This window comes from Poseidonibacter lekithochrous (genome assembly GCF_013283835.1).
Taxonomy (GTDB): Bacteria; Campylobacterota; Campylobacteria; order Campylobacterales; family Arcobacteraceae; genus Poseidonibacter; species Poseidonibacter lekithochrous.
Genome location: NZ_CP054052.1, coordinates 2,817,110 through 2,839,979, shown reverse-complemented (window position 1 = coordinate 2,839,979; position 22,870 = coordinate 2,817,110). Strand labels below are relative to the sequence as shown.

The following is a 22,870-nucleotide window of genomic DNA, read 5'->3' as shown; positions in this document are numbered from 1 at the left end:
AAGATCAGATGGTAACTCAAGAGGAATTTGAAAACTCTATAAAAAATGTATTAGAATATATTGGAGAAGACGCAAACAGAGAAGGTCTTATTGATACTCCAGCTCGTGTTAGAAAAGCATATGAGTTTATGTGTGGTGGATATAAAGAAGATCCAAAAGCGATTCTTCAAAAAGCTTTATTTACTTCAAGCAATGATGAAATGGTTGTAGTAAAAGATATTGAATTTTACTCTCAATGTGAACATCATATGTTACCAATAATTGGAAAAGCACATGTTGCATATATTCCAAATGGTAAAGTAGTAGGTTTATCTAAAATTCCTAGAGTTGTAGATGTATTTGCTAGAAGATTACAAATTCAAGAGCAATTAACAGAGCAAATCTGTGATGCATTAAATGAACACTTACAACCAAAAGGTGTAGCAGTTATTATTGATGCAAGACATATGTGTATGGAAATGAGAGGTGTTCAAAAGATTTGTTCTACTACTGTTACTTCTGCACTTAGAGGTTTATTCAAATCAAACAAAAAAACTAAAGATGAGTTTTTATCTATAGTTTCTTCTTCTTTTAATAAGTAGTAAGAAGTGCTTAATTTAGAAAATATTAAAGAAGTAAAATTTAATTATTATGATGAAAATGAATATATTTATAACTTTATAATGTTAGAAAATAGAACAGAGAAAATATCTGAAGATGAGTATCGATTCTATTTAATTTGTGAAAATACTAATGTTTCTGCAAATGGTGAAGTATTCTTAGATTTAAAAGTAGAAGCTAATGAAGTGACTTTTAAAACAGATTATTTTGCTAATAGTTTTGATTATAATAAATTACAGAAAGTTGAAGAAAAAAGTACTGAGTCAAATAGTTTTTATTCTGTTTGTTTTGGTAATGATACTTTAGAAATAGAAGTGATTTTATAATAAAAGATAGAGTTTTTAAACTCTACCTTTTATAAAAGTATTACTTTTGCTAGCATTAAGAATGAGAAGAATCCCACAATATCCGTAACAGTTGTTAATAATACTGTAGACCCAATAGCTGGATCTATATCTAATTTTTTTAGAATCAATGGAATAGAAGCTCCAAAGAATCCTGCACTAAATAGATTGATTACCATAGACATAGCAATTACCAGACCTAGAAGTTTTGTATCAAACCATATCCAAGCAATTACACCCATTATAAGAGCAAATAGTATTCCATTGAATAAGGATATTACAACTTCTTTTTTAACCGCATCTTTTGCATTCTCTAACTCAATATCCCCAAGAGCTAACTGTCGTACCATTACGGCTAAAGTTTGAGTTCCAGCATTTCCACCCATTGATGCAACAATAGGCATTAAAATAGCAAGAGCTACATAAGATTGAAGTGTTTCCTCAAACAGTCCAATTACAAGTGAAGCAAGTATTGCAGTACCAAGGTTTAAAAACAACCATAAGGCTCTTTTCTTAGCTGTTGTCATTAGATTGTCTTCATGCTCGAAGTCATCATCTACACCGGCTAATTGGTACATTTGTTCAGTGGCATTCTCTTCGATAACATCTAAGATATCATCAGAAGTAATTCTTCCCATTAACATACCTTGATATCCAGTTACAGCAACAACAGAAAGGTCATACTTTTCGAACTTTTTTGCTACTTCATCAATATCTTCATCATCTTCAACTTGAAAAGGTTTATATTTATTTTCACCTTCAGAGAGGATTTCTTCATAGGTTTTATTAAAATCAAAAATAATTAAATCTTCTAATAAAATAGATGCAAGTAAAATCTTATCTTCATCAATAATAAATACTTGATGAATGTTTTCTAACTCATCTTCTGCTTTTGCAAGTTTTAATCTTTCTATTGATTCCCCAATAGTTTCATTTTTTTTAGCAGAGAAAAGTTCCGTTTGCATATATGCACCGGCTTCATCTTCTTCATATTTTTTAAGCCAGTCAATTTCTTTTTTATCTTCTTCTTCAAGACCATCATAAATTTCTTTGGCTTTTTCTTCATCTAATTCTTCAATTTCTTGAAGAATATCTGTTTGGTCATCAGATTCTAGTTCATCAACAGCTTCTGTTAATTGTTCAATTGATAACTCTTCATAAGCATCTTCTCTTAAGTTCTCAGGAAGTTCAAGTAAAACATCACCTAGGATATCATCAGGAAGTTTTTTAAGGGTAAAGAAGAAATCGTCAACACTTTTCTTTTCTATTTTCTTTAAAGAGTTGGCGATGTCACTTGGGTGAAGGGAGTCTAAATTTTCTAAAAGTTTTTTAGGATCTTTTATAATTTCGTCATTTTGCATTTTGACTCCTTTTTTGATTTTATAAGTTTAGGTCGTTTTTGTATGTCACTCTATCTAGTTTTGTTGCTTTTGCTCTGTTTTCATCTGCTATGATTTCTTCAAAAGTTTTTATATAATGTTTTGTATTTGCAATAAATGTAGCTTTAGATTTACCTTTTAGACCTTTAGTATCTGGTTTTCTAATAACTTTCATTGCATTAACAGCTCGTCCATTTTTGTATAAACCAAAGTGTAAGTGAGGTCCAGAACTAAGTCCTGTACTTCCAACATAACCAATATGTTGACCTTTTTTTACATTCTGTCTACGTTTAAGACCTTTTCTAAATCCATTTTGATGTGCATATAATGTTCTGTATCCATTTCTGTGATTAATAATAATTGTTTTACCATAACCACCACGTCTTCCAATAAAGTCAATTCTTCCATCACCTGCTGCATAGATTTTTCTTCCTCTAGGTGCTGCAAAGTCTGTACCTAAGTGAGCTCTATATCTTTTTAAAACTGGATGCCATCTCTTTTTTGTAAAGTGACTAGAAATTCTTTTGTATGTTAATGGAACTTTGAAGAAGTAAGTTTTTGTGAAACCTACACCTTTTTGATCATAATACTTATCATCTTTTTTACTTTTGAATCTGTAATATTTTCTACCTGCAACTTCAACCATTGCACCTTTAATATCAGGTAATCCAAAAGATCTTCCTAATAAAGATCTTTGTGAATATTTAATAACTACAAAATCACCTTTTTGCATACCTCTGAAATTTACACCAGAAAAAATAGCTTTTAATTGAGCTGTTAGCGCTGCATTTCCTGTTGCTTTTTGAATATCATAAGATACAGAAGATGTAATAGGAACAGCTATAGTTTCTGTGAATTCTTTATAGTTAATAGGTAATGTTTGAAATTTATAAACACCATTTTCTTCATAAATATGTAATTGAATTTCATCTGAAACTGGTATTAAAACTTGGTTTAATGTACCATCTTCATTTTCATATAAATAGTATCTTTGTTCTGCCATAATTTCTGAGGCTAACTCTTTATCTTCTTTTTCTAAATCAAAATATAACTTTTGAGGAATAGCATATTTTTCTAGAAAAGTTAAAAAGGTTTCACCTTTAGGCCATGGTAGTTCTTTTATCTCTACACTTAGTAGAGAACTAATAAATAACAACATTAATAGTATGATTTTTTTCACGTTTATCTTCACTTTTATTCAAATATTAAGGCAATTATTATACCTTTGCAGAACTTAAGAATGGATATATATTCCTTAGAATATCCAAATTAATAATTTACTTTATGATACTAATAATTCAACTTTTTTATTGTATTTAATCAAATAAAAGATAAATAAATCCTGTTAAATTTTAGAGTAAAAAAACTTTAATTTTTTATTTATAGATAAAAAACTTAAAATTCTAGAGATATGTTAAAACAAAAATTAACTCTTTTTTAGATATAATCGCATTTACTTAGACAACCATATTTTAAGGCTAAAGATGCAAAAAACTGAGATGAACTTAGAAGAGTTAGCGTTAGCTCACTCTTTAACACTTGAAGAATTAGAAAATATTAAAGAAATTTTAGGAAGAGAACCAAACTATGTAGAAATTGGTATCTTCTCTGCTATGTGGTCTGAACATTGTTCATACAAATCAAGTATGAAGTACTTAAAAGGCTTCCCAACTAAAGCTCCATGGGTTATCCAAGGTCCAGGAGAAAATGCTGGTGTTATTGACATTGGTGATGGTTATGCTGCTGTATTCAAAATGGAATCGCACAATCACCCGTCATTTATTGAACCTTACCAAGGTGCTGCTACTGGTGTTGGTGGAATTATGAGAGACGTATTTACAATGGGTGCTAGACCTGTTGCATCTATGAACTTAATTCAATTCGCTGGAATTGAAGGTGATTCTGAAACTGCTAAAAAACACAGATTCTTATTAAGAGGTGTTGTTGCTGGTATCGGTGGATACGGTAACTGTATGGGAGTTCCAACTATTGGTGGACAAACTAACTTCGAAGAGTGTTACGCAGGCAACAACTTAGTTAATGCATTTAACTTAGGTATTGCAAAAGCTGACGAAATCTTCTACGGAAAAGCAGAAGGTATTGGAAACCCAGTAATGTATGTTGGTTCAAAAACAGGTAGAGATGGATTAGGTGGTGCTGTAATGTCATCTGCTTCATTTACAGAAGATAATGAATCTAAAAGACCAACTGTACAAGTAGGTGATCCATTCACTGAAAAATTACTTTTAGAAGCTTGTTTAGAATTATTCAAAACAGATTTAATTGTTGGTATCCAAGATATGGGTGCTGCTGGACTTACTTCATCATCATTTGAGATGGCTGGAAGATCTGGTTCTGGTATGATCATGAACTTAGATAAAGTACCTGCAAGAGAAGAAGGAATGACTCCTTACGACTTCATGTTATCTGAATCACAAGAAAGAATGCTTATTTGTGCTAAAAAAGGTAGCGAGCAAGCAATTATTGATATCTTTGAAAAATGGGAATTAGACGTTGCTGTAATTGGTGAAGTTACAAGTACTGGAAATATGGAATTATTCTGGCATGGTGAAAAATGTGCAGAAGTACCTGTTCAACCTGTATCTGAACAATCTCCTATCTTAGATAGACCAGTTTCAAAACCTGCATACTTAGATGGTATTGAAGATATTGCTTTAGACAAAGAATTCTCTAACCAAGCTGTATTTGATGATTTATTCTCAGATATGGAAGTTGTAGATAAGTCTTGGGTTTATGACCAATACGATTCAATGGTACAAACTAATACTGTTAAGGGACCTGGTAAAAATGATGGTTCTGTAATCAGAGTTAAAGAAAATGGTAAAGCATTAGCAATGTCTGCTGATTGTAATACTAGACAATGTTACATTAACCCTGAGTTAGGTGCATCTGCTGCTGTAATGGAAGCAGGAAGAAACGTAGCAATGACAGGAGCAACTCCTAAAGCTGTTACTGATTGTCTTAACTTTGGTAATCCACAAAACCCAGAAGTAATGTGGCAATTTGCTCAAGCTTGTGAAGGTATTAAAGCTGCTTGTAGAGAATTAGAAACTCCTGTAATTGGTGGAAATGTATCTTTATACAATGAAACTAATGGTGTTGGTGTTTTCCCAACTCCTGCAATTGCAACAGTTGGTGTTAATGACGATGCAAATAAAGTATTACCTTCTTGTGTTCAAGAAAATGGAAACATCTTATATATCTTAGGTGAAACTAAGTCTGAATTTGGTGGATCTTTATACATGAAAAAAATGTATGACACAGTAGCTGGTGCTCACCCAGAAGTTGACTTCAAAAAAGAGTTAACATTATGGAATACAGTAATTGAAGCTAACAAACAAGATTTATTAAAATCTGCAAAAGATGTTAATGTTGGTGGTATCGCTATTGCATTAGCTAAAATGGCTGTAGTTGGTCAAAAAGGTGTTGAAGCTAATATTTCTTTAGAAGAATCAAAAGATATTTTCTCTGAGTCTTTATCTAGAGCAATTGTAGAAGTTCATCCTTCTAATGTAGAAGCATTCGAAGCATTAGCATCAGCTCAAAATATTGATCATGTTGCTATTGGTGCAGTTAATGGAGATAAAATTTCTATTAATGATATTTATAAAGATTTATCAACTGCATCTGATGTATATTTCAATAAGTTCAAACAAGTGATTGAACAAGATTTATAGTATCAATAATATTAAGAAGTTTTAAACTTCTTAATATTTATCTTATTTTTTTCCCATTTCAGAGATTACTCTTTTTTGTACTTCTTTAAAATCAATACTTTCTTCATTTTCCTCAATAGAAGCTACAAGAGCATGTGCCCCATAACCATATCCCATTGGTGTTAAATTTCCTGTATTATAATGAGCTGTTCTAGCATCTAACCAATCTCCAGATTTTATATCAGCAATCCAGATTTTAGCATCTTTTTTCCAAGTAATTTTTTCTTCTTCAAACCATGTTAGTGCACAACCAATATCATCAAAATTGTACACTTTTCCATCATTTGGATTAGAGATTTGTACGGTGTGATTTCTGTAACTTAATACCATTACACAACGTACACAAGTATCTCTATCCCAATTTATTTTTTTCATTCCATTAGGGTCTTTTTTTTCACAAGCAGTAAATGCAGTTACTAAGACAGCAATGGCTAGTGATGATTTTAAAAGTTTTAACATAATATTCTCCGTTTATATTCGCTCATCAGATATAACTTTTCCTAGATCCATATATACCTGTCTATTTACTATTTCTTTAACTTCATCTAATCTATGAGTTACAAAAAGTAAAATCTTTTCATCTTCGTTTTGTTTTAATAATCTATAGAAATCATCTCTAGCTTTAGGATCAAGATTTGCAGTTGGTTCATCATAAATAATGATATTACTTTTTTTAGCTAAAGAAATTGCAATTAGCATTTTTTGTTTCATACCACCACTTAGTTTGAAAAATGATTTATTTAAGTTCCCCGTAATATCTAATTTCATCTCATTTGCATAATGCATAATCAGCTCTTTATCTACATCTGAGCTTGTTTGAATATATTGCATTAATTCATTAAGACTTAATTTAATTGGAGGTGGAAGTTGAGGAACAAAACTTATATCTTTTAAAACCTCAGTTCTCTCTTTTATAGGGTCTAAACCATTAATACTTACATCACCTTCATCTGGATGATAATATCCAAGCATTGATCTAATAAGAGTAGTTTTACCTGCACCATTAGGACCCATTAAAGCAATATAGTTGTTTTTCTCAAAATCAATACTTACATTATCTAATGATACGTGTTGACCGAATTTTTTTGTTAAATTTGAAACTTGAATCATACTAAACCTTTTAACCTAAAATCAAATTTTAATGCATCAGCGTGACATACGTCAACACATCTTCCACATAAAGTACAATCAGCCCCAGTTACATACTGTTGTGTTATACCTTTTTCTTTTCTTTGTTCATCATATTTAGCTCTTGTAAGATCTAAAACTTGATTTTCAAAACATACATCATGACAAACCATACAGTGGTCACAATTGTCATTCCATTGAATTCTTGTAGCACTTACTTTCCCAATGTATCCATATGTTGTTCCAATAGGACAAAGATATGTACACCAAGCTCTTCGTGCAAAAAATACTTCAATTAAAAATACAACTAATACCCAAGATAGAGCCACACTCCAACCATAAGCAATAAATCTACTTAAAATTCCAACAACATTAAAAGTTTCAAATACTAAATATCCACTTGTGAATGCCATGATCATAAACATAGCCCAAAAGATATGTCTTACTCTATGGTCAAGTTTTCTGCTTTTAATTATTTTCTTTTTAACTAATGTATTATGTATTTTTTCACCTATCTCACTTAATATTCCATAAGGACATACCCATGAACAGTATGTTCTTCCACCAATTAGTAAATATACTATTACAATAGTTGCAGTTCCTATTATCATATTTATAGGAAGATGATATGTTGAAAGATATACTTGAATTGTTGTAAAAGGATCAATTAAATGAAAACCTAAAAATCTAGATCCATTTAATGTTCCTTCTAATGTTTGTATATCAATTGCAAAAGATAAGAAAAAAAGTAAGTGTATTAGTATTACTGATATCCATCTCTTAGATCTAAAACTAAGAAACTTTTTTCCTTCTTTTGTTGTATCTATAAATGTTGAGGCAAATGTTGTTTTGCCTATTGTTGCTCGTTGATTCCATTTATCCATTTTAATACTCCAGTATTAAGTATAAAATACTTATTGTTGCGCTGCTGCTTTATTTGCAAAATCCCCAATTTCATCTGCGAATTTTCTTAATTCTGGCTCTTCTAAATTAATTAATAAGCCTTTCATAATGTAGTTTTCTTTTCTACCTGCTTTAAAGTCAACTAAGTCTTTGTAAATTTTCTCAGCACTTTGACCGATTAATTTAGGACCCATAAGTTTTTTACCATCTTGTTCTCCTGAACCATTAGCAGCATGACAAGAAGCACATTTACTTTTGTAAGCATTACTAACTGGGAAGGAACTTGTATTTCCAACTTTATCTTTAAGTGCTTTGATTTTATTTGCTTCGATATCTTTTTCTTCTGGCATATTACTAGAAGCTTTTTTATTATCAAACATTTTTAAATCTTCAATAATATTTCCTGCTTCTCCACCTTGAAATGCAGGTCCAGTCATAAAAGTACTTACCATTAAGACAATAACAATAATTGTTGCTATTGCAGCTATTATGTTTTTCATTTTATTTCCTTAACTCTTTTATTTGTTTATTAAATTCAAAAATTTCGTTTGCAAGTTTCTGAATATTTTCATCATCCATTTGTTTTACTAAATCAGTCATTAAAACATTTGCAGTTTCATCAGTTTTAAATTTTTTGATAGTATCAAAGATAAATTTTGAATCTTTATCTAATAATGATGGTCCAATAATTCCATTTGCATAATCATTATGACAAGCTGAACATTTAACAATAAACTCTTTACTTAGACTTTTTACTAACATAGAAACTTCAACTTTTTCATATGGACTTCTTACATTCATATTTGCATCAATTTTATTTCTAGGTTTTTTCTCTGCTTCGTCTTCTTTATCTTTATAATCAAAATAATAAGCTTTATTTGTTTCTTCTACTTTTTCTTTTTCTGTTACTTTAATCTCTTTTGCATTGTCATTACTGATAATTTCAATTTTAGGAGCTTGTTCAATAGTTACAACTTTTGGCTTCTCTTTTACTTCTTCTTTGTCTGAACATCCCGTAATTAATAAAGCAATTGCAGCAGTATTTATTAATATTTTTTTTATCATGATTTAATTCCTTTAATATAATAATCTTCATATGTAAGTCTTGGTTTTACAACAATTGCTGGTTCATTTGCTGGACATACTTCTTCACAAACTCCACACCCAATACAGCCTTCATAAATTTCTGGTTTTTTACCATTTGAAGCTTGTATCATAGAAATTGCACCTAATGGACTTGGAATTGGACACATATCTGCACATAAAGTACATTGTTTCCCTTCAAATTCATCAAGTTTATCTAACATGTCTCGTTCTAATTGAGTGACATTTCTTTGCTCATTTACAAAGTCATGTATTCTTTGACTATGACCTTTTGGTACTGGTGTATTAGTCATAGCAATACATTTATTTGGAAATTCTAATACTGCAATTCCCATTTTTATATCTTCTGGTTTTTCGCAAGAGTGGTCAAGTGCTCCACTTGGACAGGCTAATACACAAGGTACTGCTGAACATGCATAACATCCACGTTCCCTTGCATCTATATATGGTGTTCCAACTCCATGACCTTTTGCAAAATCAGCAAGTTTGATTGAGTGGTAAGGACATACTTGTAAACATTGACCACATTTAATACATAGTGCTAAAAATTCATCTTCACTAACAGCACCTGGAGGTCTTAATCTCATTTCAGCTTGAAGTGCATAAGGACTAATTGCAATCCCGCCTCCAAGAGTTAAGCCAAGGATTCCAAGTGTAGAGAATTTAATAAAATCTCTTCTGTCATTTTTTATTGATGCCATTCCTTATCCTTTATAATTTAAGCTTTGGTTGCTTATCTTCGATTAGAAAAATTGGTTCACTAAATGGTGCTAATTTTGCTAGGAAATTTAATAATGAAATTACAGGTGAGCCATAAAAGAATTTTACGTCTTTATTGTATACCCATAATTGATCTGCGTATTGATATACTTTATGTGAAGTGTCACCAATATTATCAGCATCTCTATCAAAACCTTCATAATTATCCCAATAATTACCAACGATTTCATTTTTATATGTGTGAGCTCCTCTACTATCATTTACAATGTCTTCAATATTTCCAAGAATTGTATTTCCTTTTAGTATATTGTTTTCACTAAGTGAGTGAAAATGTATAGCTTCCGAGTTATATAAAATTTGATTGTCTTCTATCCAGTTTTTTGTATCAGGTTCAAATGGAGATCTATCAATATAAATACCTTGGGCACAATAAAGAACAGTATTATCTTTAAGAGTGAAGTTTGATACATCTTTTAAACCTATACCCATTCCAGTATTTCCAAGTGAACTTTGAATGGTATTTCCAGTTGCAATAGTGTCTTTACTATACATAAAGAAAATCCCCACAGAATTCATTTTATAAGTATTGTTTTTTACTATATTTTTACCCGCGTACATAAAGTGTAGTGAGTATCTATTTTGTTCTCCATAGTTTTCAGAAATCTCATTTCCATGAGAATACCAAACAACCATATCTCTTGATTTAATTAGACTATTTTTAAAAACTTTATTATTATGTGAATACCAAAGTCTTAAGCCATCACCTCTAAGTCCTAATTCAATATCTTTTGAAGAAATTTTATTATGTGAAACAATAGAGTTTTTAACCATTGATAAATCAATTCCAAATAATGTATCTTTAATTACATTATTTGAAATCTCACACTGTTTAACTTTTTCAAGTTTAATAGCAGCGTCAAGTTTATCGTGTCTATCTCCACTATTTGTAATAGTTAGGTTTTTGATAGTTACATAAGAACTATTAACTATAATTACAGTTCCTTCTCCTTCTCCATCAATAATAACTTCACCTTCAGTACTTCCAATAATTGATAAAGGTTTATTAATTACAATCTTACCTTTATAAACTCCTGCTGGAAGTTTTAGAATTGAACCTTCAGGGGCATTATCAATTGCATTTTGTAAAACATTATTACTTGCAAAAGAAAAAGTAACAATACAAAGAATGGCTAATAATTTAAACATAATATTCACTTTTATTCTTAATTTTGGTTTGTTTCTTTCATAGCTTTTGATTTAGCTAAAAAGGCTAATAAACTTAATAGTCCAATAGCAACTAACATATAGAATCCAATTGTTGGATAAGAATGCGTTGTAAATTGTGCAATTTTTCCATCGCCGAATACTGTTGGCATAAATGGTTTAATTTTAAAGGCACCCCAATCATGTAGATTGTGTCCGAACCAATAAAGCCAATATGAATAATCAGCTATAAATAGTACTGGTAGAGATGCTGGAATAATCATAAAATATGTAAGTATTTTTTTATTGAATAGAATAAAAAATACCATAATTAAAGATAATCCAAGTAGGGCATAAATACCAATTTCTCTCTCTAATTGTCCACCTCTCCACATAGGATCCATTCCTACATAGTGATTGATTGTATTCATCTCATGAACTTCACCAGAGAATCCATCAAAATGGAAATAAACAGGAATTCCCTCTGGGAAAGCTTTCTTTGGATAATTTGGTGCTTCTAATGAACAAGACCAAATAGGTAATGATGCAACACCAATTTCAGCAGAGTGTTCAATCATTTGTTCTAAATCGTTATGGGCTTCTTCTGGAGTAGTTGTACTTTTGTATCTACCTTGATTGTAAAAGTTCCATACCTTAATAGCTAATGGTGATATTTCATCAGCTTTATCTTCATGAATTTTATTTAAAGTTCCATGAAATGAAATCATTGGAAAAGTAAATGATAGTGTTAAAATAATTAACGCTAAAGTAGCAAATATTCTTGCTTTTATAAAACTAGGATGCATTTGTGTTTCCTTGTGAAAAGTTTTAAAATATAAACTCAAATTATAATTTATACTTTAAAACTTATTGTATTAGTAGAGTATCGGATTTTGTAGAATTTGTTGTTGACACCAATCAACAAAAAAGAAGAATAATTAAAATTCTTCTTTTTTTATTGTTTATGGTTTTTAGAATAAATTAGCGTTTTCGTCAATCCATTTTAAGTATTCGATAATATCTTTTGTTTCTTTCTCAGACATATCTTGATCTGGCATTTTAATTTTGAAGTAGTCAATCATTCCTTTAACGTATGGTTCTTCATACATTGTTTCAGGATGTTGAATAAATCTACTTACCCAATCTTCACCATTTTCATGTCTTTGTAGTACACCAGTTAAATCTGGACCTGATGATACTTTTCCAACAACGTGACAACCATTACATCCACCCTCAGCAAATGCAGTTTCACCACGTGCTGCTGCAGGACTTTGTTCAGTTGCAATTTTTCTAACAAGAGTATCTTTTGCTCTAATACCAACGTCAGCAGTTTTAACCATTAATTGCCAAATCATACCTTCGTGTAAAATAGCTTTTTCCATGTCACCAGAAGCAACAGCAGCGTCAGCTTTTTTCTTTTCAGCAGGAATTTGTCCATATTGATCAAATGCATCTGTTACTAAATCAGCAACTACTTTATGTTTATCAAAACCATTAGCTTTTAAGAATTTAACAACTGATTGGATAACAGAATCAGTTGCAGCATTTACAGCAACAGTCTTCTCATATTCAGCTTTTAATTCAGCAGGGCTCATTGTTTTCATTTTCATTTTTGTAGCAGAAACGTATTTCTTATTAGGGTCTTTAACCATTAAGTAACCCATCATCTCTAAGTGAAGAGCTGAACAGAACTCTGTACAATAGTAAGGGAAAACACCCTCAATATCAGCAGTAAATTCCATAGTAGTTGTTTCACCTGGCTCTAAAGAAGCATGTTGATCAAATCCACCAATAGTAAATCCGTGAGTTTCATCTTGCGCTCTTTCTAAGTTAGTCATGTGCATAGTTACTAAATCACCTTTATTAACAGTGATTCTTTCAGGATTAATATGAGATCTAACTAATGTAGCATAAATAGTTACATGGTTTCCATCTCTCTCAATTCTTTCTTGACCTGCAAGTGTTTTACCAACATGAATCTTACCAGTCTTAGAGTTTGTACCCATTTTATATCTAACATGTGGTTTAAGTTTAGACGCTCTAATACCAACAGCTTGGTGAGGTTCACCTAGTGGTAATGGCATATCAACTAATAAATCCATTGTTTTACCAGAAATATCAATTAACTGGTGATTTTGTGGGTGTAATGGACCAACATTTTGGAATCTATCAATTGCTAATTTATTTAATGCAATGATGTACTCACCTTGAGGATCTGAAGTTTTACCTTCCATACCAGCTAAGTGACCAATGTTGTAGTGTACATTTTCTTTATCTAAAACTTTTAAGTTTTTGTAATCCCATTTAACAACTTGAGAATCTACATATAATGATGTATATACTTGTCCATCAACTGGAGAGTATTGTGTATGTAGAGGGCCAAGACCCAACTCTAATTGACCATGTAAAGATTTTTTCATATCTAAAATTGGAATACCATATGGATCTTTTCCAATGTATTCTTTGTTGTCAATTTGTTTTTTAATTTTTTCAAACGAGTAAACAGATGCATGAGTATCTAATTTACCACAAACGATCATGTATTTCCCATCAGGAGAAACATCAACACCGTGAGGTGATTTTGGTTCTGGAATTAAGAATAAAGCTTCATTCTTAACTGCTACTTCAATAGGAATAATGTTGTGACCATTAACAACTTTTAAGTTCTTAGGATCTTTTGCAACTTCCGCAAGTTTTTGCCAGTTATATACGTGTAAGAAGTCAGTATCATTTCTTGACATACCAGCTTCATTTGGTGGGTTTCCAACTTCGATACCACCTGTATACATTTCTGTATTAAATGAGTTTGTAAATCCCCAACCGTAACTTGCACCTTTACCAGCATCACTTAAATCTTGGTGATATGGAGGCATTTCGATTGTATATGAATCTTTTGGCATAATTCGACCGATTTTATCGTCGAATTTCCACATAGTAACCCCACCTCTGTATGATTCTTTATAATCATCAATCGCGTGGTATTCATTATCATAAGGCGCAGCATATTGAGATGCTTCAATAATGTATTCTGAGTTTGGTGTGAAGAAAGCTCCACCATGGTTTGATTTAAATACTGGATTTGGAACAATTTGTTTTGTTTCAAAATCTTCTAAATCGATAACGGCAATTCTTGGATTAGCTTTATCATTAATAGCTAACCATCTACCATCATATTTCCCATCTTTTTCTGAAAGTGCCGGGTGATGTGTATCTCCCCAGTTAATCTCTCTACCTCTAATATTACCTTGTCTTAAAACTTTAAGTGAGTCTTTATCATAACCATAACCTTGCCATGGTTCTGGTGTAAATACCCCAATATATTTTAAAATTCTCATAGATGGAACACCATAAACAATTACTTGTCCAGATTGACCACCAGAAGAGAAAATTACATACTCATCCTTCACCCCTGTAGGATTATATGTTTTTGCAGCTCTGATAACATCATTTTCTGTAAGACCTCTTTCTTTCATTACTTTTGAAAGGTCACTTGTAGCTGCTGACGCAATTGTCGCAGAAAGTGCAGTTCCTAAAAGTACTGAAGAAAGCTTACTATATCGTTTATTCATCACTAAATCTCCTTTAATAGATTCATTAGATTAAGTTATACAAATTTTTCTAATATAATTGAATTTTAGCACTTTGGGAGATTCAAAAAATTGATATATGTCAATTTGTGCTAAAAACTGTTAATTATTTGTTAATTATCTGAGAGTTTGTGAGTTAATGATAAAATTTATCCTAAAATTATCATTTTATGAGTGCTTTGTTATTAAACAGTGATTAAATATCACCGTTTAATAATTGGATTAGACCTTTTTTTACTTCATTAAAACTAAGGATTCTTTGTCCTCTATGTATTTTTGAATATTCTTTTGCATCTTCAATGTTTTTGAAAGTTACTAAATCGTCACCAGCAGGTGAAATAAGTCTACCTCCATAAACATAAAATGCATACTTAGCATCAATAGGTTTTAATGATTTGTAATCAGTTACATACATATCTTTGATTCCATTTTTGTCTTTAATATCCATACTTGGCCATTTATATGGGTCATAATAAAATTCTAATAAAGATTTACTACTAATAAAGTATGCTTCTTTACCTTGTTTTGTTACAACTTTAGCAACCCATGCTGGGTCTTGATATACTTTGATTTTTCTAATTAATCCACGTGTTTCTTTATCATAGTTCATTATTTCACTAGCACTTAATGTTAATGTTGACATTAAACTAATAATTAAGATGAATAAAATATTTCTTTTCATAAATTTCCTTTAAACTAAATCTTTTTTTGCAAATATTGCATAACCAAATAATGCAAACATTAATCCTAATACAAATGGATATAACACTGATAATAAAACAAATGTTGTTTGTTTTAATGAATCAAGTATATAAAATGCAACTGGACCCATAACTGTTAATTCTGGATCAAAAAGTGAAATTGCAGCAACTCTAAATATTTCCATAGGGTTAAGTAATGCAATAGTGATAATAATACCTTCATCAATTCTACTTTGCATCATTAAAGAAATTAAAGCAATATCAATAAATGCTAAAAGAAAAATCCATACAAAAAATGAAATTCCAAGAGCTACTTCACTTGATTTTACAAATGATGATACAAAAAATGCAATTCCTAAGAATGCAGAAGATAGTGAGAATAATAATCCAGTATATAAAAAGAAAATATTCCACGGAATAGAAGCGCCGATTAATGCACCATATATAATGGCAATAACCATAGCAAAAAATACAGGTAAAAATACAGTAATAAATCTACCTAAAATTTTACCCCAATAATATTGTTTTAATGAAATAGGGAAAGAAAGCATATACTCTAAAATATGATTATCTCTATCTCCTGAAATAGAACGTACTGTAGTAATCAAAATAAATATTGGCAAAATAACAATAGTTACTTGAATATACATAAGAAGTAGTCTACTTAATCCACTAAAACCCATTACTTGTGATTGAGTAACTCCTGCAATAAAAAATAGTGCAATCATTCCCCCAAATACAAGTGAATAAATTACAAACCATTTGGCTCTAATTGATTCTTTCAAATCAAGAAATGCAATTAATGATAAATTTTTCAAAATTATCCTTTGTTAGTTTAATAATATTTTTATAGGTGCTATTTGAGAGAAAGGCACAATAAAAAATTATAAATTCTTGTAAAATTGTATAATAATGAATTATATTGTCATTGTCTTTGGTCAATAAATTGCAAATAAATGATTTTTTTTTATATTTGTTTACCTTTTGTAAGGTTTTTTTCTAATAAATTTTATAATCAAACTATAAAAGCAATTTATAAATAAGAATTGAATATAATCGCGACATTAAACTATCTATATACAAACAAGAAGGGCAATTGTTACATGAGAGCATTAATTAGTGTTAGTGATAAAAGTGGTGTAGAAAACTTTGCAAAAGAATTAGTTGCATTAGGTTATGAAATCATCTCAACTGGTGGTACATATAATAAATTAAAAGACGCAGGAATTGCAGTAATCGAAGCAAATGAAGTTACTAAATTTCCAGAGTGTTTCGAAGGTAGAGTAAAAACTCTTAACCCATATATTCACGGTGGTATTTTACATAGAAGAGACAAACAATCTCACTTAGATCAAGCAAAAGAACTTGGTGTTGAGGGAATTGACTTAGTATGTGTAAACCTTTACCCATTCAAAGCTACAATTGAAAAAACTGATGATTTCGAAGAAATTATTGAAAACATTGATATTGGTGGACCTGCTATGGTTAGATCTGCTGCTAAAAACCATGACTCTGTAATTATTGTTACTGATGTTGTTGATTACGATGTTGTATTAAACAATCTTAAAAATGATACTAATACTCCTGAGTTCAGAAGAGATATGATGATTAAAGCTTATGAGCATACTGCTGCTTATGACTCAATGATTGCTAACTACATGAACAAAAGATTCAACAACGGTATGGGTGCTAAACAATTCATCGTTGGTGAAAAAGTATTTGATACTAGATATGGTGAAAACCCACATCAAAAAGGTGCATTATACGAATTTGATAAGCACTTATCAAACAAATTCATCACTTTAAAAGGTGAAGCATCATTTAACAATATGGGTGATATCTCAGGAGCTGCAAAAATTGCATCTGCTTTTGGTGATGATAACGCTGTATGTATTGTAAAACATGGTAACCCTTGTGGATTTGCTATTAAAGATACATTATTAGAATCTTACGAGCAAGCATTAAGATGTGACCCTATCTCTGCATTTGGTGGAGTTGTTGCTGTTAATGGTACTGTTGATTTGCCTTTAGCTATTAAAATGAATGAAATTTTCTTAGAAGTTGTATTCGCTGCTGATTTCACAGAAGAAGCAGAAGCTGAATTAAACAAGAAGAAAAGAATCAAGTTATTCAAACAAGGTACAACTAAGTTAGAAATGGCAAATGATGACTTTAACTTCAAAATTGTTGATGGTGGATTTGTATACCAAGACGCTGATAAAGTAGAAGCTGATGAGGTTACTAACTCTGAGTTAAAATCAACTAGAGAGGCATCTACACAAGAGAAAAAAGATATGGAAATTGCTTATAAAGTAGCTTCATTAACTAAATCAAACTGTGTTGTTTATGTAAAAGATTCTGCAATGGTTGCTGTTGGTATGGGTATGACTTCAAGAGTAGATGCAGCAAAAGCTGCTTTAAGAAAAGCAGAAGATTTAGGTATTGATGTAACTGGTGCTGCTTTAGCATCTGAAGCATTCTTCCCATTCAGAGATTCAATCGACGCTGCACAAGAAGCAGGTGTTAAATGTGTAATCGAACCAGGTGGTTCTATTAGAGATGACGAAATTATAGAAGCAGCTAATGAGTTTGGTATGGCTTTATACTTCTCAAACAAAAGACACTTCTTACATTAATAAATTAAAAGAGACTACTTATAGAGTAGTTTCTTTAATTCTCTTATTAAATAAAATTAATTATCAAAAGGAAATTTATTATGGATAATCCTAAGTTTCAAGAACAATTAGGTAAATTAGTTTTAAATTCTGGTTCAGCAGAATCTTCTTTACGCTTATTAATTTTAACTTTATGTAAACCCAATGAAAAATTAGCAACTAGATTTCTTGTTCCTCAATCATCAATGTCTCAGAAAATTGAATTATTACGAAGAATGGTAATTTTAGAAATTGATGATGAAAATAAAGAGAATTGGTTTGATTTAGCTCATAATTTATCTATTTTATTCAAGTTTAGAAATCAATTATTTCATGGACTGCCAGGTGTTAAAGATAATAAAGTTTATTTTTTCTCGACAAAAAAAGGTAAGAATGGTGCACTTGATAGACTTGAAGAGAAAGAAGTCAATATCAATGATTTAATTAATATTAATGAACAATTGGAAAGTAGGAATAGACAAATGATGGATTTTTGTGAGGATTATGAAAAAGAAATTAAATCTTATTTGAAAACTCAATCTTTATATCCTCTTCTAAAAGGTAAGGAATAAATATTCTCAAATAGAAAAAATAAGTAAAAACCCCGCAACAAAAAAACTAATAGCTATAAACATATGATAACTCCTTTTCTTTATTATATGTTTTAAGCATAATATTTTTATGACAATGTCCCTAAATACAAAACTAATTAAGTGATTTTTATATACTATACTTGAAAATTAAATACAAAAGAACTCATAATGAAAGAATCTGATTTATATCTACCACTAAAACAATACTTAGAATCACAAAACTATGAAGTAAAAGGTGAAGTTTGTGATTGTGATGTTGTAGCAGTCCGAGGTGAAGAAGCTCCTGTGATAGTTGAGCTGAAACTTTCCCTTAATCTTGATGTTTTACTTCAAGGTGTAGATAGGCTTACTTTATCTTCTACTATATACATAGGTATTCCTCACGATTCAAAAGCTTTCAAGAAAAAAAGAAAACTCTCCCTTAAACTTCTAAAGATGTTAGGTTTTGGTCTAATATTAATAGACACTGTTAAAAATAAAGTAGATGTTGTATTAGATCCATCTGAATATAAACCACGAAAAATAAAACAAAAAAAAGAGAAACTTTTAGGCGAATTTCAAAGTAGAATTGGTGACCCAAATCTTGGTGGAATGGCTAGCAAAAAAGGAGTTCTTACTTCTTATAGACAAAAAGCATTAAAAGTTGCTTTATATTTAGAAGAGCATGGGGATTGTAAAGCCTCAGATATAGCTAAAGCTTTAGATGAACCCAAAGCTAGAGAGATTATGTATAACAACTATTATTCTTGGTTTGATAGAGCAGGAAAGGGTGTTTATTCTTTAACTTCTAAAGGAAAAGCAGAAATAGGTCTTTGGTTACAAAGAGAAGGTAATCCTATCTCTTAGATATTTAGTAGTGCTTGAATATTTAAAACCAAACCTTTACTTCTAAACTTTGGTAAAAGATTAGTAAGTGATTCTTGTCCGTTTGCTGATACATGTTCTTCGATTAATGATTTCTTTGAATCACAGTTAGAAATAAGTTCTTCTACTTGGTGTGCATTGTCTGCTTTTACTGCTTGTAGAAGTTGAGTTGATAGGGGTATAAATGTCATTTTAATCCTTTTGTAAAATTACGATGGAATAATGACATCTTTTTACTTAAAAAAATGTTTTTTTTTATTACTTTTTTGTAACCATTTTGTAACTCATAGGGAAACCCTATGAGATTAACAAAGAATACCTTCTCTTACAATTCTTCCAATTGTATTTACAGCATTTTCATGACCATCAATAGCTTCATCATAAGTACTATATCTTCTATTGAAAATAGGTTCGTGATAAATTACTTGATCACCATCTTTTTTGAATATCATTGTTTCATATACAAATACATCGTTGTGTTGGTTTAACCAAGAGTGTCTTACTTGCATTTTAATTGTAGAGATAAAATATCTTTTATCATCAACTGTTGCAATATGTTTTAATTCTAAATCATTATGTTCCATTTTTTCTCCTAGGAAGATTTTTTAAATTATATTTAAAGTGTATGATAAAAAAATGATAGAACTTAAATAAAGTAATACATTATTATAAGTTTTACTTCTAAAAATCATAAGATTAGTTTTTTATTTTCTTGGTTATAATATTTACTTTTTAAAAAGGCTTATAATGAAAATCAAAATCTTTATCTTATTATTTATTTTTTTATCGGTATTTTCAAATGCAAAAGAACTAAAGAAAATCAAACTAAAACTATCCTGGTTTAACCAGTTTCAATTTGCAGGTTATTACATTGCAAAAGAAAAAGGTTATTATAAAGATTTAGGTTTAGATGTAGAAATTATTGATTTTGATTTTGGCTCAGATATTCCTCAAGAAGTTAGTGATAAAAAAATAGATTTTGCCGTTGGACGAGAAACTTTGATTTTAGAAAAGTCTAATGGTAAAGATATTGTGGCTTTATATGCACTTTTTCAAGCAAGTCCTTTAATATTATTAAGTACTGAAAAATCAAATATTAGAACAATAGATGATTTTAAAAATCAAAGAATTATGACAACAATAGATGATGCTAGTGAAGTATCTCTAAAAGCAATGATTAGATCAAATAATGTAAGCTTTGAAGATTTAAATTTTATTAAACATACACATGATATTAATGATTTAATAGATGGACATACAGACGTTATTTCTGCATATATTTCAAAAACACCTTTTATTCTAAATCAAAAAGGTATAGATTATAATATTTTTGATCCTAAGTCTTTTGGTTTTGATATGTATAGTGATTTATTATATACAAATGAGTGGTTAATAAAGAACGATCTTGATTCTGTATTAGCTTTTAAAGAGGCTTCATTAAAAGGTTGGAGTTACGCTTATGAGAATATTGAAGAAACTGCTTCTTTAATATATAACAAATATAATAATCAAAAACTAAAACTAGACGAACTTATTTTTGAAGCAACAGAATTAAAAAAACTATCATATTTTAATACTTCAAAATTAGGTGAAATAAAAAAAGATAAATTACAAAGAATTTTTGATTTATATAATATTATGGGTCTTACAGATAAGACTATTAATCTTGATGATTTTGTTTTTGAACATAGAAGAATCAAAGATACAAGATTAAATGAACATGAATTAAATTACTTAAAAAATAAAAAAACAATAAAAATGTGTGTAATTCCAAATGGAATGCCATATAGTGATATTAGCAATAATAAATTAGTTGGATTAGCTGCTGATTATGTAGAATTATTAGAAGAAAATATTCATAGAAAAATCATTTTATATCCAACACTATCTTGGGCTGAGTCATTAAAATCAATACAAGAAAATAAATGTGATATTCTACCAATGGCTTCAATTAATGAATCAAGAAAAAAATATTTGAGTTTTACTTCTTCATATTTTAATATTAGACCTGTGATTATCACTAAAAACAACATTCCTTTTATTGATAACTTAAGTGAATTAAAAAAAGTAAAAATTGGAATTACTCGTGGTTATTCTTTATTAGAAGAGTTAAGAAGAAAATACCCAAGTATTGAATTTGTTGAAACAAATAATTTAAAAGAGGGATTTGATAAAGTATACGAAAATGAATTATTAGGTCAAATATCTTCTTTAGGTGCTGCTTGGTATTTATTACAAAATGATTATTTATCAAAACTAAAAATTACTGGTAAATTAGAAGAAAAAATTGCTTTAAGAGTTGCAATTAATAAAGAAGATGTACTATTAACAAGTATTTTTAATAAGGCAGTTAGTTCTGTATCTATAAGTGATAAACAAAGAATCAAAAATAAATGGTTACATATAGAATCTCAAAAAGAGTTCGATTCAAAACTATTATTACAAATGGCTGCATTTGTTATGTTTGTACTTATGTTTTTATTATATAGACAAAGATTACTAAATAAAGTTAATATTTCATTGAATAAAATAGTAGATGAAAAAACAGAAGAATTAAAAAAAATAAATAGTACTTTAGAGAATAGAATCAATAAAGAAGTAGAAGAAAACTTACAAAAAGATAGAATCCTAACACAACAATCAAAAATGGCTTCAATGGGACAAATGATTGAGAATATTGCTCATCAATGGCGTCAACCATTATCTGTAATTAGTACAGGTGCAAGTGGACTTAAAATCAAAAAACAACTAAATGATTTAGATGATGAACTATTTATGAATACTTTAGACTCAATAATAAATTCATCAAAATATTTATCTCATACTATTGATGACTTTAGATTCTTTTTTAAGCCAAACAAAGAGAAAAGTGAATTTAGTATTAGTATTACTTTAGATAAAACTATAAATCTTTTAAGTTCAAAATTTGATACTGAAAATATTATAATTATACGTGATTTTGAAGACTTGAAAATCAATGGTCATGAAACAGAATTTATTCAAGTATTTATTAATATCTTGAATAATGCAAAAGATGCATTAGTTACATCTTCTGGAAAAAAGAAATTTATCTTTGTAAAAATAACAAGAAAGAAAGATAAAACTATCATCAAAATAAGAGATAATGCAGGTGGAATAGACGATAATATTATTAATAAAATATTTGAACCATACTTTACTACAAAACATATGTCAAAAGGCACTGGAATTGGTTTATATATGTGTGAACAAATCATTAATAAATATATGAATGGTGTTATAGATGTAAAAAATAAAGAGTATTCATATGATGGCGTTTCTTACAAAGGTGCGCAGTTCTCAATAGTCTTATATGATAAATAAGTTATGAAATA

At 29.6% G+C, this 22,870-nt stretch carries 22 protein-coding genes; 7 read left to right on the top strand and 15 right to left on the bottom strand.

Annotated features, from left to right (window positions below):
• The first annotated feature begins 8 nt into the window (after positions 1-8).
• Positions 9-581: a GTP cyclohydrolase I FolE gene (folE, locus tag ALEK_RS13665; RefSeq protein WP_071627022.1), complete on the top strand. Its 573-nt coding sequence runs from the start codon at positions 9-11 to the stop codon at positions 579-581.
• 6 nt (positions 582-587) lie between these two features.
• The gene (locus tag ALEK_RS13660) at positions 588-926 is read left to right on the top strand and encodes a hypothetical protein (protein WP_071627023.1); all 339 of its coding nucleotides are present in this window, start codon (positions 588-590) and stop codon (positions 924-926) included.
• Positions 927-955: 29 nt separating this feature from the next.
• Here the strand turns inward: ALEK_RS13660 and mgtE are convergent, their stop codons facing one another.
• Both mgtE and ALEK_RS13650 read right to left on the bottom strand, forming a co-directional pair.
• Positions 956-2,305: a magnesium transporter gene (mgtE, locus tag ALEK_RS13655; RefSeq protein ID WP_071627024.1), complete on the bottom strand. Its 1,350-nt coding sequence runs from the start codon at positions 2,303-2,305 to the stop codon at positions 956-958.
• 19 nt (positions 2,306-2,324) lie between these two features.
• Positions 2,325-3,503 (bottom strand): M23 family metallopeptidase, encoded by a 1,179-nt coding sequence (locus ALEK_RS13650; RefSeq protein ID WP_071627025.1) that lies wholly within the window; start codon positions 3,501-3,503, stop codon positions 2,325-2,327.
• 304 nt (positions 3,504-3,807) lie between these two features.
• On the opposite strand from ALEK_RS13650, the gene purL reads away from it, so the two are divergent.
• Positions 3,808-6,021, top strand: coding sequence for a phosphoribosylformylglycinamidine synthase subunit PurL (gene purL, locus ALEK_RS13645; protein ID WP_071627026.1), 2,214 nt, complete (start codon positions 3,808-3,810; stop codon positions 6,019-6,021).
• A gap of 42 nt (positions 6,022-6,063) precedes the next feature.
• Here purL and ALEK_RS13640 read toward each other — a convergent pair whose 3' ends face one another.
• The 11 genes from ALEK_RS13640 to ALEK_RS13590 form a co-directional block, all read right to left on the bottom strand.
• Positions 6,064-6,519 (bottom strand): hypothetical protein, encoded by a 456-nt coding sequence (locus ALEK_RS13640; RefSeq protein ID WP_071627027.1) that lies wholly within the window; start codon positions 6,517-6,519, stop codon positions 6,064-6,066.
• A 12-nt stretch (positions 6,520-6,531) separates the two neighbouring features.
• Positions 6,532-7,170 carry an ABC transporter ATP-binding protein gene (locus tag ALEK_RS13635; protein ID WP_071627028.1) on the bottom strand — a complete coding sequence of 213 codons (639 nt, stop codon included), beginning with the start codon at positions 7,168-7,170 and terminating at the stop codon, positions 6,532-6,534.
• Positions 7,167-8,072 (bottom strand): NapH/MauN family ferredoxin-type protein, encoded by a 906-nt coding sequence (locus ALEK_RS13630; protein WP_071627029.1) that lies wholly within the window; start codon positions 8,070-8,072, stop codon positions 7,167-7,169. Before ALEK_RS13630 ends, ALEK_RS13635 begins: the two co-directional genes overlap by 4 nt.
• 30 nt (positions 8,073-8,102) lie before the next feature.
• Positions 8,103-8,591, bottom strand: a complete 489-nt coding sequence (locus tag ALEK_RS13625; protein WP_071627030.1) for a c-type cytochrome — start codon at positions 8,589-8,591, stop codon at positions 8,103-8,105.
• Position 8,592: 1 nt separating this feature from the next.
• The gene (locus ALEK_RS13620) at positions 8,593-9,156 is read right to left on the bottom strand and encodes a c-type cytochrome (RefSeq protein WP_071627031.1); all 564 of its coding nucleotides are present in this window, start codon (positions 9,154-9,156) and stop codon (positions 8,593-8,595) included.
• The gene (locus ALEK_RS13615; protein ID WP_071627032.1) at positions 9,153-9,896 is read right to left on the bottom strand and encodes a 4Fe-4S dicluster domain-containing protein; all 744 of its coding nucleotides are present in this window, start codon (positions 9,894-9,896) and stop codon (positions 9,153-9,155) included. The genes ALEK_RS13620 and ALEK_RS13615 overlap by 4 nt, the downstream gene beginning before the upstream one ends.
• Before the next feature lie 10 nt (positions 9,897-9,906).
• Positions 9,907-11,121: a nitrous oxide reductase family maturation protein NosD gene (locus ALEK_RS13610; RefSeq protein ID WP_071627033.1), complete on the bottom strand. Its 1,215-nt coding sequence runs from the start codon at positions 11,119-11,121 to the stop codon at positions 9,907-9,909.
• A gap of 17 nt (positions 11,122-11,138) precedes the next feature.
• Entirely contained in the window at positions 11,139-11,924 is a 786-nt protein-coding gene (locus ALEK_RS13605; protein WP_071627034.1) for a cytochrome C, read from the bottom strand.
• Between the two features lie 165 nt (positions 11,925-12,089).
• Positions 12,090-14,687, bottom strand: a complete 2,598-nt coding sequence (gene nosZ, locus ALEK_RS13600; protein ID WP_071627035.1) for a Sec-dependent nitrous-oxide reductase — start codon at positions 14,685-14,687, stop codon at positions 12,090-12,092.
• Positions 14,688-14,901: 214 nt separating this feature from the next.
• Entirely contained in the window at positions 14,902-15,387 is a 486-nt protein-coding gene (locus tag ALEK_RS13595) for a nitrous oxide reductase accessory protein NosL (protein WP_083574656.1), read from the bottom strand.
• Between the two features lie 9 nt (positions 15,388-15,396).
• Positions 15,397-16,224, bottom strand: coding sequence for an ABC transporter permease (locus ALEK_RS13590; RefSeq protein ID WP_071627036.1), 828 nt, complete (start codon positions 16,222-16,224; stop codon positions 15,397-15,399).
• Between the two features lie 285 nt (positions 16,225-16,509).
• Between ALEK_RS13590 and purH the strand changes: the two genes are divergently transcribed.
• From purH to ALEK_RS13575, 3 genes are all read left to right on the top strand, one after another.
• Complete coding sequence (gene purH / locus ALEK_RS13585; RefSeq protein WP_071627037.1) at positions 16,510-18,042, top strand: bifunctional phosphoribosylaminoimidazolecarboxamide formyltransferase/IMP cyclohydrolase; 1,533 nt, start codon at positions 16,510-16,512, stop codon at positions 18,040-18,042.
• A gap of 80 nt (positions 18,043-18,122) precedes the next feature.
• On the top strand, positions 18,123-18,632 hold the full coding sequence (locus ALEK_RS13580; RefSeq protein WP_071627038.1) for a hypothetical protein: 510 nt from the start codon (positions 18,123-18,125) through the stop codon (positions 18,630-18,632).
• Between the two features lie 189 nt (positions 18,633-18,821).
• Positions 18,822-19,499 (top strand): DUF2161 family putative PD-(D/E)XK-type phosphodiesterase, encoded by a 678-nt coding sequence (locus ALEK_RS13575; protein WP_071627039.1) that lies wholly within the window; start codon positions 18,822-18,824, stop codon positions 19,497-19,499.
• On the opposite strand, the gene ALEK_RS13570 is transcribed toward ALEK_RS13575, so the two are convergent.
• Entirely contained in the window at positions 19,496-19,708 is a 213-nt protein-coding gene (locus tag ALEK_RS13570) for a hypothetical protein (protein WP_071627040.1), read from the bottom strand. The genes ALEK_RS13575 and ALEK_RS13570 overlap by 4 nt on opposite strands.
• A gap of 114 nt (positions 19,709-19,822) precedes the next feature.
• Positions 19,823-20,101: a hypothetical protein gene (locus tag ALEK_RS13565; RefSeq protein ID WP_071627041.1), complete on the bottom strand. Its 279-nt coding sequence runs from the start codon at positions 20,099-20,101 to the stop codon at positions 19,823-19,825.
• 163 nt (positions 20,102-20,264) lie between these two features.
• Between ALEK_RS13565 and ALEK_RS13560 the strand changes: the two genes are divergently transcribed.
• Positions 20,265-22,859, top strand: coding sequence for an ABC transporter substrate-binding protein (locus tag ALEK_RS13560; RefSeq protein WP_228146292.1), 2,595 nt, complete (start codon positions 20,265-20,267; stop codon positions 22,857-22,859).
• Positions 22,860-22,870: the final 11 nt, after the last annotated feature.